12 protein-coding genes are annotated in these 17,148 nt (G+C 36.8%); 7 read left to right on the forward strand and 5 right to left on the reverse strand.

Going from position 1 to position 17,148, the window contains the following annotated elements; translation table 11 throughout:
* Positions 1 to 122 precede the first annotated feature (122 nt).
* From H4J52_RS00650 to prsR, 4 genes are read left to right on the forward strand one after another with little or no spacing between them, the layout of a single operon-like run.
* Complete coding sequence (locus H4J52_RS00650) at positions 123 to 1,124, forward strand: efflux RND transporter periplasmic adaptor subunit (RefSeq protein ID WP_182224079.1); 1,002 nt, start codon at positions 123 to 125, stop codon at positions 1,122 to 1,124.
* A gap of 5 nt (positions 1,125 to 1,129) precedes the next feature.
* Positions 1,130 to 4,180 (forward strand): efflux RND transporter permease subunit, encoded by a 3,051-nt coding sequence (locus H4J52_RS00655; protein WP_182224080.1) that lies wholly within the window; start codon positions 1,130 to 1,132, stop codon positions 4,178 to 4,180.
* A 27-nt stretch (positions 4,181 to 4,207) separates the two neighbouring features.
* Positions 4,208 to 6,244 carry an XrtA/PEP-CTERM system histidine kinase PrsK gene (gene prsK, locus H4J52_RS00660; RefSeq protein WP_182180723.1) on the forward strand — a complete coding sequence of 679 codons (2,037 nt, stop codon included), beginning with the start codon at positions 4,208 to 4,210 and terminating at the stop codon, positions 6,242 to 6,244.
* A 44-nt stretch (positions 6,245 to 6,288) separates the two neighbouring features.
* Positions 6,289 to 7,641, forward strand: coding sequence for a PEP-CTERM-box response regulator transcription factor (prsR, locus tag H4J52_RS00665; protein ID WP_182180720.1), 1,353 nt, complete (start codon positions 6,289 to 6,291; stop codon positions 7,639 to 7,641).
* Between the two features lie 72 nt (positions 7,642 to 7,713).
* On the opposite strand, the gene H4J52_RS00670 is transcribed toward prsR, so the two are convergent.
* From H4J52_RS00670 to H4J52_RS00690, 5 genes are read right to left on the reverse strand one after another with little or no spacing between them, the layout of a single operon-like run.
* Entirely contained in the window at positions 7,714 to 8,784 is a 1,071-nt protein-coding gene (locus H4J52_RS00670) for an XrtA/PEP-CTERM system-associated ATPase (RefSeq protein ID WP_182223468.1), read from the reverse strand.
* A 4-nt stretch (positions 8,785 to 8,788) separates the two neighbouring features.
* On the reverse strand, positions 8,789 to 10,387 hold the full coding sequence (locus H4J52_RS00675; protein WP_182180716.1) for a TIGR03016 family PEP-CTERM system-associated outer membrane protein: 1,599 nt from the start codon (positions 10,385 to 10,387) through the stop codon (positions 8,789 to 8,791).
* Positions 10,353 to 11,225, reverse strand: a complete 873-nt coding sequence (locus tag H4J52_RS00680; protein ID WP_182180715.1) for an XrtA-associated tyrosine autokinase — start codon at positions 11,223 to 11,225, stop codon at positions 10,353 to 10,355. The genes H4J52_RS00675 and H4J52_RS00680 overlap by 35 nt, the downstream gene beginning before the upstream one ends.
* The gene (locus tag H4J52_RS00685; protein WP_182180714.1) at positions 11,222 to 12,820 is read right to left on the reverse strand and encodes an XrtA system polysaccharide chain length determinant; all 1,599 of its coding nucleotides are present in this window, start codon (positions 12,818 to 12,820) and stop codon (positions 11,222 to 11,224) included. Before H4J52_RS00685 ends, H4J52_RS00680 begins: the two co-directional genes overlap by 4 nt.
* Positions 12,821 to 12,880: 60 nt before the next feature.
* Positions 12,881 to 13,516, reverse strand: coding sequence for an XrtA/PEP-CTERM system exopolysaccharide export protein (locus H4J52_RS00690; protein ID WP_182180713.1), 636 nt, complete (start codon positions 13,514 to 13,516; stop codon positions 12,881 to 12,883).
* A gap of 233 nt (positions 13,517 to 13,749) precedes the next feature.
* On the opposite strand from H4J52_RS00690, the gene H4J52_RS00695 reads away from it, so the two are divergent.
* The 3 genes from H4J52_RS00695 to H4J52_RS00705 all read left to right on the forward strand — a co-directional run bounded on the left by H4J52_RS00695 (position 13,750) and on the right by H4J52_RS00705 (position 17,136).
* Positions 13,750 to 15,153 (forward strand): TIGR03013 family XrtA/PEP-CTERM system glycosyltransferase, encoded by a 1,404-nt coding sequence (locus H4J52_RS00695; RefSeq protein WP_182180712.1) that lies wholly within the window; start codon positions 13,750 to 13,752, stop codon positions 15,151 to 15,153.
* 4 nt (positions 15,154 to 15,157) lie between these two features.
* Positions 15,158 to 16,291: a glycosyltransferase family 2 protein gene (locus H4J52_RS00700; RefSeq protein WP_182180711.1), complete on the forward strand. Its 1,134-nt coding sequence runs from the start codon at positions 15,158 to 15,160 to the stop codon at positions 16,289 to 16,291.
* Positions 16,292 to 16,404: 113 nt separating this feature from the next.
* The gene (locus tag H4J52_RS00705) at positions 16,405 to 17,136 is read left to right on the forward strand and encodes an aspartyl/asparaginyl beta-hydroxylase domain-containing protein (RefSeq protein WP_182180710.1); all 732 of its coding nucleotides are present in this window, start codon (positions 16,405 to 16,407) and stop codon (positions 17,134 to 17,136) included.
* Positions 17,137 to 17,148 lie beyond the last annotated feature (12 nt).

Consider the following 17,148-nt stretch of genomic DNA (forward strand, 5'->3'; position numbering starts at 1 on the left):
AATTTTATAAATCTGAATCAAGCAGAGCAAAAATAATGGAAAAAGATGTACTTTATTTAGCAACACCCCTAAAGTATTGGCTATAATAAAATTAGTTAATTTAACGCGTTATAGAATTGCATATGAAATCATGGAATAGTTTTGTTCGATTTTTAATCGCAGGAATAATCATTTCTGCATCATTTTCAGTATTGTCGCAAAGTTACGATCTCGAACAAGTCATTGTTGAGCCTTACGCAGATACGATCAAACGAACGGGGAAACTCGATTTTAAACGAACGTTGAATTTATCTTTCAAAAGTAGCGGCTATTTAACCGAACTATCCGTTGATGAAGGGCAGTATTTTGAAAAAAATCAGTTGCTTGCTTCTTTAGACACTACCGAATTACTTCAAAATAAAAATGCGACTTATGCACAACTATTACAAGCAAAACGTGAAGTTAACCGTCAAAAAAAGTTGCTTGAACATGCATTGAATTCAGAACAAGATCTTGATATTGCACTCACCCAAGTTGAAACAACGAGAGCGGCATATCAAATTGCCTTTTATAATTTCGAAAAAGCGCAAGTCATAGCACCATTTTCTGGGGTGGTCTTAAATCGTTATACTGAATTAGGCGAATTACAGTCACCCGGGCATGAAATACTAAAAATAGCGGCACTAGATAAAAACTGGGTAGTAAAAGTTGCGTTAACGGGTAGTGAAGTAAGCCAGGTTCGTTTAGGTCAAAAAGTAAATGTTAGCTTACAAGCGTTAGGCGTTGTTATTGGTGAAGTTAGTAAAATACCGGCTATTGCTAACACTGACGGTAATATGTTTATTATTGAAGTCTTACTACCGAACCTTGCGTTAAAAAGTGGTCTTGTCGCAGGACAAATTGCCGAAATTACGATCGATTTTACCAGTGACAATTTTGTTTACCGTTTACCTATTTCTGCCTTAATTTCTGTTGACGACAACGGTCAAGCTATTGTGATTACAAAAAACGATCAAGAACTCACTTATCAGCACTACGATATTTATCGTTTAGACAATCAATTTTTATATTTGTTTGCGTCAGTTGACGATCAGCCTATACAAATAGTTACCAGTGGCTGGCAACATATTAAATTAGGTGAATAGCCACTATGCTTTTACCTAAACTCGCCATAAAGAACGCCCAATTTACTTTGACGATAGTCGTATTATTGGTGCTAGTCGGTATTGTTTCTTATTTTCAAATGCCACGCTCAGAAGACCCTCAATTTGACATGTCTATTACGTTAATTGAAGTGATTTACCCCGGAGCCTCGCCAACAGATATTGAAACTCTAGTGGTTAACCCACTTGAAGAAGAATTTTCAGATATTGAAAATATTCAAAAGATTGAATCACAAGTAAAAAATGGTGGTGCTCGCATTGAAATTACTTTTCTCTACGGAACAGACCCTGAGGCTTCCTATAACAAAGTAAAACAGGCGGTTTCAACGGTAAAACCTACCTTACCCGAAGGCGTTCACGATTTACTTGTGTTAAAAGCCACGCCTACGAGTGTTGCTATTATGCAACTTGCGCTTTGGAGTGAGCCTACAGACTACAAATCAATGGAGTTTTACGCTAAGCAGTTAGAAAAACGTCTGGAAGCGATTAACGATGTTCGCAAAGCCGATGTTTGGGGATACCCTCAGCAAATTGTCGCAATTGACGTGAATTTAGCGCTGTTGAAACATTACGGCTTATCGGTTACCGATATTAATGTTATTTTGCAAGGACGCGCAACCAATATTACACCCGGTTATGTTGATGCAAGTTCAAGGCGCTTTAATGTAAAAGCAAGTGGTAATTTTGTACAGTTGGCTCAGTTAGGTGAAACCGTTATTCGCTCTGATGACAGTTTTGTTTTGCGTCTAAAAGATGTCGCAACTGTTGAGTTTTCAGGATTAGAACCTAACTATTTAGCTTATTTTGATAATAAACCCGTTATATTTCTTACGATAGAGCAACGACCTAATACGAATATTTTTGGATTAACTGAAAGTATTGATAATGAAATTGCGCGCTTTACAGAAAGTTTACCCAGCAACATAAAAGTTGATGTTTTATTCAAGCAAGCCGACAGTGTTGAATTGAGAGTCAACGGATTTTTTGACAACCTTTGGCAAGGCCTTGTCTTGGTTGGTCTGCTGTCTTTGGTATTTTTAGGATTACGTGAATCTTTAGTTGTCATTGCTGTTATTCCATTGTCGTTTTTAGTCGCTATTGGTTGGTTAGATTTTAGTGGCTTTGGCTTACAACAAATGTCTATTGTTGGGTTGATTATCGCATTAGGTTTGCTTGTTGATAATGCCATAGTGGTTACTGAAAGCATTCACCGAGAGAAAAAAACAGCTGTAAATCTGGCCGATGCCGCAGCATCAGGTACCGCCAAAGTTGGTTGGGCAATAACCAGTGGAACAGTCACTACAATGTTAGCGTTTTTACCCATGCTAATGTTAGCAAGTAATACCGGTGACTTTGTTCGTTCAATGCCGGTTACGGTTGTTTTAGTCTTGTTCGCTTCTCTATTGATTGCGCTTACATTAACGCCATTATTAGCCAGTCGATTTTTTGCCAAAAATACAGTACCAAGTAAGTCAAAAATAAAAACGCTACAGCATTACGTCAATATCTTTGCAGAGCGTGTTTATGCCAAATGGCTTGCTCGACTCATACTTTCTCGCTGGATCGTTATCGCTATCGCAGTACTTTGTTTGGTCGGTATGTTGTCATTGTTTGGCAAAGTAGGTGTCAGTCTGTTTCCTAAAGCAGAAAAGCCGATGATCATGCTTGATGTTGAAACACCACCAAACTCATCGCTAGCTTATACCGACCAAGTTATGCAACAAATGACTGAAATAATTGAAAGAAATGCATTAGTCGATAAAGTTGCTTTAAACGTCGGTAATGCAAACCCGCGTATTTACTATAATCAAATACCTAAACGAGGTGTGGCAACATACGGTCAGGTGATTGTGGTTTTACATGAATACGATGCAGAAAGAGTCTCTCGTTTTGTTACCGAGCTTCGTGAGGAGTTTGGGCAATGGCAACAAGCTAAAATTACTGTTAGTGAATTTACCCAAGGTCCGGTCACCGATTTACCCATCAGTGTACGATTAATGGGCGAGTCACTTACCGACTTAGAACAGGTTGCTAACGATCTTTCAAGTATGATGGCAAGTACTGAAGGCATCATTAATATTGATAACCCTATCGGAATTGCTAATACAGAACTATTGCTTGATATAAATTATGAAAAAGCAGGTTTAACTAATATCGACATTAATACGCTCGACACAACTCTGCAGACAATCCTTTCTGGTACCACAGTCGGTCGTTTTAATGATGATAATGGTGAAAATTATCCTATTGTTGTTCGCCGTAAAAAACGTGATATCAACGGCTTAGAAGATATTAATGTCACTAATCGTTTAGGCGAAGCTATTCCACTCAATCAATTTATTACCACCAAACTGCAAAAAGGCCGTACTGAGTTTTACCATTATCAAAAGTTACGCATGGCGAAGGTTTCTGCTGACGTTGATAAAAGTCATACGGTGAGTGAAATGACTACAAAGGTAATTAACTATTTAGCACAATATAAAATGCCCAAGGGCGTTAGCTATACTTTAGGGGGTGAAGAAGAATCAAGGCAAGAGAATTTCTCAGGTCTTGCGCAAATAATGTTAGTTACGGCGATTGGTATTTTTGCGGTGCTGGTATTACAGTTCAAGTCATTTTTACAGCCATTGATTATATTCACTTCTATCCCTTTTGCGATGGCGGGTTCAGTAATAGGTCTCTACATTACTGGGCAGTCATTCTCGATGATGGCGTTTATCGGTTTAATTAGTTTGTTCGGTATTGTGGTGAATAACGCCATTATATTGATTGATACAACGAACCGTAATATGGATCAATCAAATGATTTACAACAAGCCATACTCGATGCAAGTGCCACCCGCTTTACGCCAATATTATTAACAACGTTAACAACCATAGGTGGCTTATTGCCATTAACACTTTTTGGTGGCGGTTTATGGCAACCGCTAGGCACGGTTATTATTTCTGGACTATGTGTTTCGGCGATTGCTAGTTTTTTACTAGTACCGGTATTAACGCAAATCTTTACCAAAGAAAAAGTACAACAAAACAATTAAACAAAAACTCAATAAGAAGTTTATATTATGGATTCATTAGGACTCTTCGGTTATTCGTTAGCTAGCGCCGCTTATTTTGTTTTTGCATTACTTATTTTTGCTGCGCGCAACAATACAACACTTGCTCGCTGGGTGCTCATTTCTACGCTAGTGACGGTTATTGCAAATATCGTGGCAGCATTACAAATCAAACTGGGTTTTAGTTTGCAGTGGGCAATGTTTGCTGATGCTTTTAAAATAGCCTGTTGGTCGTTATTAATTGTACTTTGCAATACAGAGCATCCCTCTTTTAAGGCTATTATCGCTAATTATTATATTCGTCAATACGTGAGTATTTGGGGGACGTTAATGTTGGTGTGTTGGTTAACCAGCTCTCTACTCAACTATTCTTACGAATACATATTCCTTCTTTTTATCGTGCTCAATTTATGGAGTTTAGTACTGCTTGAACAGCTTTATCGTAGTGCAAATTCGCAAGTGCGTTGGGCTATTTTACCTATGGTTCTAGCGTTGGCGAGTGTTGCGATTTTTGACTTCATTTTATATGCGCAAGCGACTATGGTTGATGGTGTCGATTTTAATTTTTGGTTCAGCCGAGGCTATATTTCTCTAATGATTTTTCCGTTATTGCTCATTAGTACACGTCGAATTCGTAATGGCTCTGTGCGCATTTTTGTGTCACGACATGTGGTTTTTTATAGCTCGATGTTGATGATTGCAGGTATTTATTTACTGGTTATGGCACTGGCAGGTTATGTCATTAATTACATCGGTGGTGAGTGGGGGAGTGTCGTTAGTATTAGTTTTCTAATGCTTGGTAGCTTGGTGCTCGTCGCTTTATTGATCACCGAATCTTTACGTCGAAAATTAAAGGTATTTATCGCGAAAAACTTTTTTGCTAATAAGTACGAATACCGAGATGAATGGTTAAATTTAATTGGAAAAATAGAAACTACTAACGCAGAAAGCTATTACCAAATGGCGACACAAATTATGATGTCTAAAGTTGATGCTTATGGTGGTGCTATTTTAAAAAAAGTGACGGAGCAACGATTTAGTGTTCAATACTCTGAGAATATTATTTTAGATGATTCTTTCAATGACCAACTAATTCACTGTAGCAGTTTTTGTCAGCAGCAAGGTTGGATCATCGATATTGACGAATATAAGCAAACTCCAACTATTTACCCTAACCTGTCGTTAAATTTACCCTTAATTGATGCAAATAATATAAGAATTGTCGTTCCTATTTTTATTGGCAAAGCTTTTTATGGTATGTTCTTTTTGGTCGGTAAAAACGAAGTTAAGCAATTAAATTGGGAAGACAGAGATTTACTTTTTGCGATATCAAAACAATTAGGAAACTTTATCTCTTTACATGAAGCTAATGACAAACTCGCCGAATCGAAACAATTTGACGCTTTTAATCGTATGTCCGCTTTTTTAGTACATGATTTAAAAAATGTGCAAGCACAGTTAGCCTTAATCAGCACTAACGCTAAAAAGCACCGTGATAACCCTGACTTTATAGCTGATGTTTTTGAAACGGTTGAGTCAGCTACTGAGCGTTTATCAAAAGTTTTATCGCAATTACGAAATAAACAAATGGCGCAGTCTGAAAGCCAGTTAGTTGATATGGCAAAATTGATTAGCAGTGTAGTAGAGCAGCGAAATATTAGTTTACCGCTTGTGACATTTGAAAAGATTAATAGCTGTGAAATGGCCATTCATAGCGAATCATTTCATTCAGTACTCAACCATTTAATACAAAATGCACAAGAAGCGACAAATAAGCAAGGTTGGGTTAAAGTACAGCTTACTCAGCAAGACAACCATATAGGCATAAAAATTTCAGATAACGGTTGTGGTATGTCGAAGCCTTTTATTAATAACCGACTGTTTAAGCCTTTTGATACCACCAAAGGTAACGCGGGTATGGGGATTGGCGTTTTTGAAGCGAAGCAGTTTATTGAGGGTATTGCAGGGCTAATTAAGGTTGAAAGCATTGAAGGGCAAGGGACTACATTCATTATTGACCTACCCATAAACCCTGTTTATGAGTGAATTATTGAAAGCTAACGTTATGATAAGAAAGGGGGTTTAGCCGCATGGAAAAGTTACTGATCATTGATGATGATAAAGGAATACAAAAACAACTCAAATGGAGCTTATCAGATTATGAAGCGGTACTAGCTTCAGACCGCGATAGTGCTATTGCGGCAGTGCGTCGCCATGAACCTAAGGTTGTTACACTTGATTTAGGCCTGCCGCCCGATGAAGCTAATGCCACTGAAGGTTTAGTGGCACTGCAAGAAATTCTAACGATAGCGCCTCATACAAAGGTTATTGTTATTACTGGCAATGACGACCGCAAAAATGCATTAAAAGCGATTTCAGCGGGAGCATACGACTTTTACCAAAAACCGATAGACCCTGACGTTATCAATGTCATCATTGCGCGTGCCTTTAGTGTCGCCGCTATTGAAGAAGAAAATCGAAAAATGCGTGAAGTTGTGGGTAGCGATATCGGCATTATCGGTAACAGCGAAGCGATTGACCGTTTACGCATGATGGTCAAGCGTATTGCGCCAACACAAATAACAGCATTACTGTTAGGGGAAAGCGGTACCGGTAAAGAAGTTACCGCTAATGCTGTTCATATTGCCAGCGACCGCAGTAAAAAGCCTTTTGTTGCGATCAATTGTGCCTCAATTCCTGAAAATCTACTAGAAAGTGAGTTATTTGGTTTCGAAAAAGGTGCCTTCACAGGGGCACACCGTGCAACCAAAGGAAAAATAGAATGTGCAGAAGGTGGCACTTTATTTTTAGATGAAATTGGAGACATGCCCTTTAGTTTACAAGCAAAACTATTACGATTTCTCCAAGAAAAAACGATTGAGCGCCTGGGTGGACGACAAGAAATCAATGTAGATGTTCGAGTAGTCTGTGCGACGAATCAAAATTTAGAACAAATGGTGGTAGACAAAACTTTCCGTGAAGATTTATTTTACCGCGTGAGTGAAATCACCCTAAATATTCCACCTTTACGTGACCGAGATGAAGATGTATTGATACTCGCCCAGTATTTCTTACAGGTGTATTCTCTTGAGTATAAACGTAATGTAAAAAGCTTTTCAGAAGACGGTTTAAGTGCAATTAAAGCGCATAAGTGGCCCGGTAATATTCGTGAACTTCAGAACAAAGTTAAAAGTTCGGTGATTATGACGACAGGTACACAAGTAACAGCGTTTGACTTAGGCTTTTTTGACCACACTAATACTGAATTTGAATTATCTTTGAACTTACGTTCAGTACGTGAAAAAGCTGAATCAATCGCTATTCAAAAAGCTTATGCGCTAGCCGAAGGAAATATGTCAAAAGCAGCAGAATTACTCGGTGTAACCCGGCCTACTTTATATTCGTTAATTGAAAAATATGGTCTAACCATTAATGAAACGTAGGGTGCTGGCAGGTAGAGAGAAAATAGTTGGAAGGTTTGGCCGTAACAAAACCTTCTACTTTACTTAAATTTATTAACCTTTATCTTGTTCAGTACCTTTGTTAGCCGTTAAGTCGATATTAGCTTCTGCATACAAACGGCTTTTTTGCTTAAGCAATTTATCAACATAGCGAGCCATTTTAATTTTTTGCTTAATTGATGACTCTAATATATCTTCGACTTCTCTTAATATTTCTTTCATGTTTTCAACATTCTCAGTTGAATTTACGATGAGTTGTGCGTTTGCTTGGCTGGGTTCGTTACTCATTAATTGAGTTTTGTGCAGTGAACCTGTTAGCTCTACTTGCATCTCTAATGCAACTTCATTAATAGCATCAACATCAATACAGGTTAGCTCTTCTAAAAAACCAAAGAGTAATAAGCGGTCAACAAAAATATTGATCTTTCTGGGCACACCTAAGGTTTTTTCATAAATAATAGCGAAGCCATCATCCGAAAAAAGAGCTTCTTTATTACAACCTGCCTGATGTAATCTATGATTAATATATTCTTTTACTTCTTCACTTGTCAGTGGCTTTAAATGTGCTGAAGCAATAATACGTTGACGAAATTGCTCCATATTAGGCGCTTGAATAATATCTTTAAGTTCTTCTTGTCCGAGAAGGAAACTTTGTATCAATGGCTTATTATCAAGTTGAAAATTAGATAACATACGGAGTTCTTCAACCGTTTCTATCGGTAAATTTTGTGCTTCATCAACAATCAACAAAGCGCGCTTACCTTGGCGATTCAAATCAATAAGAAACTGTTCAATTGACTGTAATAACTCAGCTTTACTTTTACCTTTTACCGTAATTTTAAATTCAAAGGCAACAAGTTCAAGTAATTCTCGTGGATCAAGTTTTGTGGTAACAAGTTGAGCGGCAATAATTGAATCGTCAGCAATATTATTAAGCAGGTTACGAGCAATGGTCGTTTTACCGGTACCAATAGGGCCTGTTACTACGATAAAACCTTCGCCTTGGTCTAAACCATACTGTAAATAAGACATGGCTCTTTGATGATTACTTGATGCGAAGAAGAAGCGCGGATCAGGGCTTAGCTGAAAAGGACGTTCTTTAAAACCATAATAATTTTCATACATACTGCTAAAAACCTTTACTGAAATTGAAGTAGACTCTGTCTTCCTCATAATTGAATGACTGGGTAGTAGAACTGCGGTTAAGATGGCTTACACCTAATTTAACGGTTAGTTTACTATTTAAGGATTTGTCATACTCAATACTATAACGTCGGTAACGGTCTTGACGGCCATTTTCTTGTGCAAGTAAAAAGTGGGTGTCAGTATATTCAAGCATGAGATTTATATTTGATTTACCACTAACTTTGCGTTTAATCGCAAACGATGCCCTTTTATTTTCATCTTCGGTACGGGTATTTAAATTTTCACGGGTCAAGTTTGATAGCTCAACACTGAAAGTGGTTCGCGGTAGCGCTAATTCTGAAGACCACTGTAACTCTTTGTTTAATGAAAGGCCTAAATCTTCCACTAAAACAAAATCATTTAAGCTGATTAGCTGATAATTATCAAAATCGATATTATCATTATTATTGACAAAACAAGTTGAAGAGTCAGCTATGTTACCTTGTGGACACCAAAAGCTACCTAAGGCGACACTATCATAATTATTACGGGTAAATGCTTGAACATCTTCTGTATAGGTTATTGTATTAGTCAAACGCTTATTCTGATGGGTAAAGTCAAGACCGTAACTTTCACCATAAAATCGTTGGCCGTAATCAATTATTAAGGTCGTTCTTTGACTAGGCTCCCAGCGAATTGTGGCCGCAGCATAGTCTTGTTGTTCTTTACCATCGAGGTCTAGCTGAGTACCAGTAGGTGTGTTATAAGATAGGTCGAATAGGATTCTAGGGCTTATTAACCAGCGTAAGCCGCCACCATAAGAGTCTGACTCAAGTGATGAACTATTATTAACAAGATCACCTTCATTAGTTTCATCATAATATCGTATAAACGGGGTTATTTTATAACCCGTAATCAAACCGATTTTAACTTCACCTTTGAATAACTGTCCGTCTCTGCCTTGATTAGTCGCATCAGAATATTCAGATGACGTATCCCAATATATATTTCGAGCAGCAGAGCCATTTTTACTTGAAAACTGTACCGCATAGCCTTCTCGTTCACCTATACCGTCTTGTGACTTAGTTGTTTGGTATTGAATACCCGAATTAACAATAAAAGCACTATTATTAATAGTGTACTGAAAACCACCCGAATAATTTTCAACTCTAATGGTGTCACCAGAAACAATATCTGCAAGCGCATTACGGGAATTATTACGTGTTTGGTTTGATATTGCAGCACTACCGATTAAAGCAAGTCCTTTTGGGCCTAAGTTTAAGCGAAAAGAACTGTCCAATGTATGATAGTCATCATCGGTATCATGGTCATGGGTGTACATTGCATAAAGACTTTTTGCATCAAAGGAAAAATTTAATTTTTTTGATGAAAACAGTGTACTTAATTCAACACCTGTTTGACTAACTAAACTTGATGTTTTTTCGTTAACAGATGAATTAACATTATCAGTATAGGTTTCATCAATAATCAACTGTGGTGTAAACTGCCATTCCCCTGCGAAAGTATTTGCAGATAAAATGGCAAAGATTGCTGCAGCTAATACTGTCTTATTTACTGCCGTATCCATAACCATAATAGCCATACATATCCTTGTGAGATCTGATTGCTTTGTTTAGCACTAAACCTAGTGCTAAATCTTCATTGAGATTTCCTGTCGCTTTTTCAATGTCAGCTAAGAGCGTTTTTGATTCTTCAACTACCACCAGCGCTTGGCCCATTAAGTTGGCTAAGACCATCGTTTCTGTAACGCCAATTAAGGGTGGGCAGTCAAATATTACAATACGGTCAGGGTAGCGCTCTGCGAGTTCTTTAGCTAAAGACTCCATACGGTCACTGGCGAGTAATTCATTAGAAAGATGATGAGGTTCACCTGCAGGTATTATTTTAAGCTTATCAATATTGGTACTGTAAATTATTTCAGGAATATCATGCTTCTCACCCAATAAGTATTCAATTAAGCCAGGGACTTGCTTAAAGCCTAATTCTCGATTTATGCTTGGGCGCAAAACATCAGCATCAATTAGTAATACTGTTTTATCTTGTTCTAAGGCAATACTTAGCGCAAGGTTGATTGAAATAAAAGTTTTGCCTTCATTCGGCTTAGCGCTACTTATCATAACCAAATTACTGTTTTTAAGCGTCTTAGAGCTTGAGCCAAAGGCATTGTTTAAGAGCTTACGTTTAATTTGACGAAACTCATCTTTAATACTTTTTCTGGTACCGTTATCGATTAAGAAACCACGACTTTCAAGATCATTTTTATTAAGAACTAAAAGATCATTGTTTTCATAATTAACTGAATCTGTTGAGCTTTTAACTGTTTTTTTGGGTTTGTCAATCGTTACATTTTCAGTTACAACCGGTGTTTTGTCTTGTTGAGCTATCCTTTGTTTAGCTAGTGCTTTTTCTATGGTACTCATAAATTAAAAATCCTATGTATTGGCGCTTGTATAGCATCCGGAAATAACGAATAAGCGATAAAAAAGCATAATATTAAAATTAATAAGCTGTTAGAGACAAAAAACAGTATGGTTTTGCGTTTATCTTTACTTTGTAGGCCTAAATTTTCAGTAGCCGAAACAATACCAAAAATGGGAATGCCTGTCGTGCGAGCAACTTGGCTGCTCGAAGTCACAACAGGGTTTATCTGACTGAATAAAAAAGACAGCCCCAAACCAACGCCAACGCCTAAAAAGGTAACAACCACATAAAACAGGAATCGTTTGGGCCCAGCAGGTTGTAAAGGTGCACGAGGAGGATCAATAACCTTGAAATTTATTTTACTGGTCGTTTCATTAGCAGACTGACCTATTTGTGCTTTTTCTTTACGTTCCAGCAAGTCTTCATATTGCTTTTTAGTAATGTTATAACCGCGATTGAGCGCCACTAATTCTGCTTCAATTTCAGGTAATGTATGAATTTTGTTTTCAAGCTCTTTAACCGTACTTCTGTAATTTTTCGCTCTAACTTCCATCGAAGCAACTTGTCCTTCAAGTTGATTCACTTGAATTTGAATATCTTGAATTACAGGGTTCTGACTTATTGGCGTGTAGTCATTACCGGCCTCATTATTGTTTGTTAGATACTGTTCAATTTCATCATCTCTTTTCTTTGATAAATGCTCAAGGCGACGTTGAACTTCTAGCACATCAGGATGTTGCTCGGTATACCTAAGTTGTAGTGAATCTAATTGCCCTTCTAACTCCGCAATACGGTCATCAAAAGTAGTTTTTACGCTATTCGAATCAACAATATTATTTTGCTGATTAGATTCTGACGTTGAAGATTGCGTCAATTTAGCTTTTGAGCCAGCTAATTGTGTTTTTGTTTCTAGCAAAATTAGTTCAATAGTTTTTAATTGTTCTTTTGAGTTATTTAGCTTTTGGTAATAACCACCGTACTGGTTAGGCAGCACTTCACTGTATTTCTGTTTAAAGTTAGTTAACCTTGCTTCGTCTTTTAATAAGCGATTTTCGTATTCATTAATTTGGCTATCAAGAAATTTTTGTGCGGAATCTGAATCTTTACGATTTTCGCCTCGCGTCGTTTCAATAAATACAGTAATAACTGCTTGCACAACATCCCGTGCCATTACAGGGTCTTTATCAGAAAATGTGATATTGAAAATATTTTGGTTTTTACCACCCGTCTTTTTAATTGAAATGTTTTTCGTTAATCGTTGAATTAAGTTATTAAATCCTTGCGGGGTAGTAGCTTGAACATCTAAATCGGTCATCCGAGCAATACGCTCTAAATTTGGGCGATTGAGCAATGTTTTTACCATTAAGCTGATTTGTTCATCAGGATTGGACTCAGCTGTCATCCCTTTTAATAAAGGGCCTAAAATAGATTGAGTATCAGCAAATACCCGCGCTTCTGACTCATAACTATCTTGTAGCTGTGAAACGGCAAACCAACCTAAAGGGCAAATAAGCCAAGTAGCAATCATAAGGTAGCGGCGTTTTATCCAAATACCTTTTAAATAATCTAAAATTTGTTCAAGTATTTCTTGCATTCCTGACCTCTAAATACAGGGAATTAATAAAATAGGCATTATTTTCTTATTCAACTAAAACTAAAACCAAGTTTCAGGGATAACAATTATATCACCTGGCAAAACGTCCACGTTAGCAGCTATCTCACCATTCTTAATTAAGTCTTCAATATATATTTCATATTGTTTTTGTTCACCATTTTCAACTCTTACTAAAATAGCATCATTACCATCAGCAAATTCAGTTAAGCCACCGACCTGAATCATTACGTCGAGTAACGTCATTTGCTGAGTATAATTAATTGATTTAGGTTCAGCGGCTTCACCAATAACCCGTATCTGCTCACTAAACGGACCAACAAAATTATTAACGGTTACGGTAACAACGGGCTCTCTTAAATAAGTGGCCAAAATTTCTTCAATGGTGCGGGCAAGCTCTGTGGGCGTTTTGCCAGATACAGAAATGTCTTCAACTAAAGACGTGGTAATCATACCATCGGGGCGTACGACAAATGTGCCTGAAACCTCAGGATTACGCCATACGAATATATTAACAACATCTCCGGCACCAATTAAGTATTTGTAAGAAGCAACATCAACGGTATTTGATTGATGTATGGTTGCCGGCGGCAATGTTAATGCACTACAACCTGAAATAACATAAGCCAAAATTAATAGCGTGGCCGTTTTTAGTTTAGCGAACATATTTTTTTCCATGGTTATAACCTTCTATATACGTCATACGTCGAATTTATTAAATTAGTACTAAGCTATATGATTGTATGTGATTTTTACAGCTCTTGCACAACATTTAATAAGTGTAAATCAGTTGCAATTCTTGTTATTATCTCAGTCGCTTAAGTTTAATGTGATTTTAAGCGCTTCGCATTGAAAATCATAATCGAGCAAGTGGTAGTGTTGCTAATCATAAAAGGGAATAATTAATAAATATGTCTAGCCCAAAATTTCGAGATTTATCCTCTGGTAGTAAATCTTTAGTTATTATCGAGATGATTTTTTTTGCAGGTTCATTATTATTAACCGTCTATTTAAATAGCTTGTTTTTGTTTGTTGAACATCAAGATATTCCTCATGATCTACTGATGGTTTGTGCCGTTGTTTTTGCACTTATTGTGCAGTTATCTTTATTAGCCTTGGGTTTATACAACTCTAAACTTCGTGAAAATTATCGCGGTATTGTCAGGCGCTTGCTGGTTTCAGTGGCGATTGGCTTTTTCATTGCCACGTTAATTAATCCATTATATGGTCAACATGCTTTAAAGATTGAATTACTTGCGCTTGCTGCATTGTTTAGTCTCATTATTGATAGTGCGTTTCGTTATATAACGCTTAAAGTCGACTTTTTTGGTTTTAGTAAGCGTGTTGTATTAGTACTTGGCGCAGGTGACCGAGCATCTATTATTGAAAAACGTATGCGTCGAGATGTCGACAGGCAAGGGTTTTACATGCACGGCTTTGTTATTATGCCCGGTGACACCGAAACAGGCATAGTTAACGAAAACCGCATTGCATTAGAAGGTTCTCTGGTTAATTATGCACTAGAGCATGGTATCGACGAAATTGTTGTGGCGAGTGATGAACGTCGTGATAATTTACCGATTGATGAACTTTTTGCCTGTAAAATACGTGGCGTAGCCATTACCGAAATTCTCGATTTTATCGAGCGTGAAACAGGTCAAATTGCCGTAAACCTTATTTATCCAAGTTGGGTGATATATTCAAACGGTTTTGCTTCAGGCAACCATTTACGCAATACCTTAGATTGGGTTTTTAACGCTGCTATTGCTGTTGCTTTAACCCTAGTTACTTGGCCAGTTATGCTAATAACTGCCATTCTTATTAAATTAGACGAAGGCATGAAAGCCCCTATTTTTTATCTGCAAGAGCGCGTTGGCTTAGATGGACAGGCTTTTAATATTTATAAATTTAGAAGTATGCGAATCGATGCGGAGAAAAATGGTGCTCAAATGGCCTCTCAAAATGATGATCGGACCACGAGTATTGGTAAATTTATTCGTAAATACCGTGTTGATGAATTACCACAAATTTTAAACGTAATACGTGGAGATATGGGCTTTGTAGGACCTCGTCCGGAACGCCCTGAATTTGTTCAGCAGCTTATTAAAAACTTACCTTATTATAATGAACGTCATAATGTTAAGCCAGGATTAACAGGCTGGGCACAATTAAAGTACCCTTATGGTTCAACAGAAGAAGACTCATTAGAGAAGTTAAAATACGATTTGTATTACATTAAACATCGTAGTTTTATGTTAGATTTGCTAATTTTAATTAGAACCGTTGAAATTGTTTTATTTGGGAAAGGAAGGTAAATCGATGGAATTTGTTTTTTGGATGTGCTTAATTTTATTAATTTATGTTTATATGGGCTACCCTTTATTACTTAACATTCTGCCTAAAAACAAAATTGTCGAAGGCGAGTTTGAAGAATTACCTAGTGTTACAGTCATCATTCCGGCATTCAACGAAGAAAACGTTATTGCTGCCACTATTCAGAATAAGTTAGATCAAAATTATCCTAAAGACAAAGTCTCAATTATTGTGGTATCAGATGAGTCTGAAGATGAAACTGATAAAATTGTCGAAGCTTTTTTTAAAGATCATAGTAATGTTAAGTTAATTAGACAAATACCGAGGAAAGGAAAAACTTCTGGACTGAATTTAGCCTTTCAAGAAATATCATCTGAAATTATTATTTTTTCAGACGCTAACAGCATTTTTGAAAAAGATGCCATGAAAGCACTTGTAAATACTTTCACAGACCCTAGCGTTGGCTATGTAACCGGTAAAATGGTTTATGTGAATGAAGATGGCTCTATGGTTGGTGACGGTTGTAGTGCTTATATGAAGTATGAGAATAATATGCGTTTACTAGAAAGTGCTATTGGTTCTATTGTTGGTGTTGATGGTGGCGTAGATGCTATTCGAACTTCTTTATATTCAGAATTGCGTGCTGATCAGTTACCTGATTTCGTACAACCGCTTAAAATTGTAGAACAACACAAGCGTGTGGTTTATCAAGACAAGGCAATTCTAACTGAAGACTCTCTTGCTGATCAGGGATCTGAATTTAGGATGCGAGTTCGGGTGTCTTTACGTGCACTTTGGGCTTTAAGTGATATGAAACATTTATTAAACCCTTTCAGTTATGGCGTGTTTTCATTGCAGCTCTTTAGCCATAAAGTGCTTCGCTATTTAGCCTTTGTTCCACTCGTTTTGGCTTTTATTTCAAATGTAGCATTGCTAGGTCAAGGTGCTTTTTATAACTTAGCGTTGCTAACACAGATAGCCTTTTATTTATTAGCACTTTATGGCAATAATAATGCTGACAATAATAAATGGGTCGGTTTAGCGCATTACTTTTGTTTGATTAATTTTGCTGCTGCTATTGCGAGTCTTCGTTTTTTAAAGGGTGAAAAAATTGTTATATGGAAGCCTAGACAAGGTTAATTAAAACAATGAAATTTTAAACATCTTTGTTTATATGGGTAAATAATGTTGTTTACCTTTATTGATGTATTTAACTTTAAACAAATATTATATTAATAATTAGAGTGCTCATTATGTTTGAATATATGGATTTAACAGACCGTTTTCCGATCAAATTCGATTTGAAAAAAATGCGTGAAGAATTAGAGTTATTAAAAGATAAAAACTGGCTTTCTCACTATGATGAAGGCTTGGCGGATGGTTGGACAACCATACCTCTAGTATCGCGTGATGGAAGCGCAACTAATGAGCATTCCCAAAAAGTAGGTAAATGGGGTGAATATAAAGAAACAGAGTATTTAGGTAAGCTCCCTTATTTTAAAGAACTTTTATCTGCCTTTAAATGCCCATACGGCAGAATAAGGATTATGAACCTACTTCCTGGTACCGAAATAAAAGAACATAGAGATGCTTATGAAGAAGTTTCTGATTTAGCTTTTAATCAAGTGAGATTGCATATCCCAATAATCACTAATGAACATGTGATCTTTACTGTAAATAATACAAATTACCATCTTGCAGAAGGTAGATTAATTTATTTGAATTTTTCTAAAAAACATTATGTGAATAATAATGGTAATGAATCAAGAGTTCACCTTGTTCTTGATCTAAAAGTGAATGATTGGCTCATGGGGATTTTTCCTGAATTGAGCGGTTTTGAAAAAATTGAAAATGCGATTGCTCGAAAAGTAATACCAATTATCTGGAGGGTAAGATCTATTGCTAAAAAGCCAGGGAGACTTTTTTGGGCTTGGTATATGCAATCTATTGTTCGAAAACTGAGACATAAGTTTTTCCCTAAATAGTGTTATTAGACC

It is taken from the genome of Colwellia sp. MB02u-14 (assembly GCF_014076915.1).
GTDB lineage: Bacteria > Pseudomonadota > Gammaproteobacteria > Enterobacterales > Alteromonadaceae > Colwellia_A.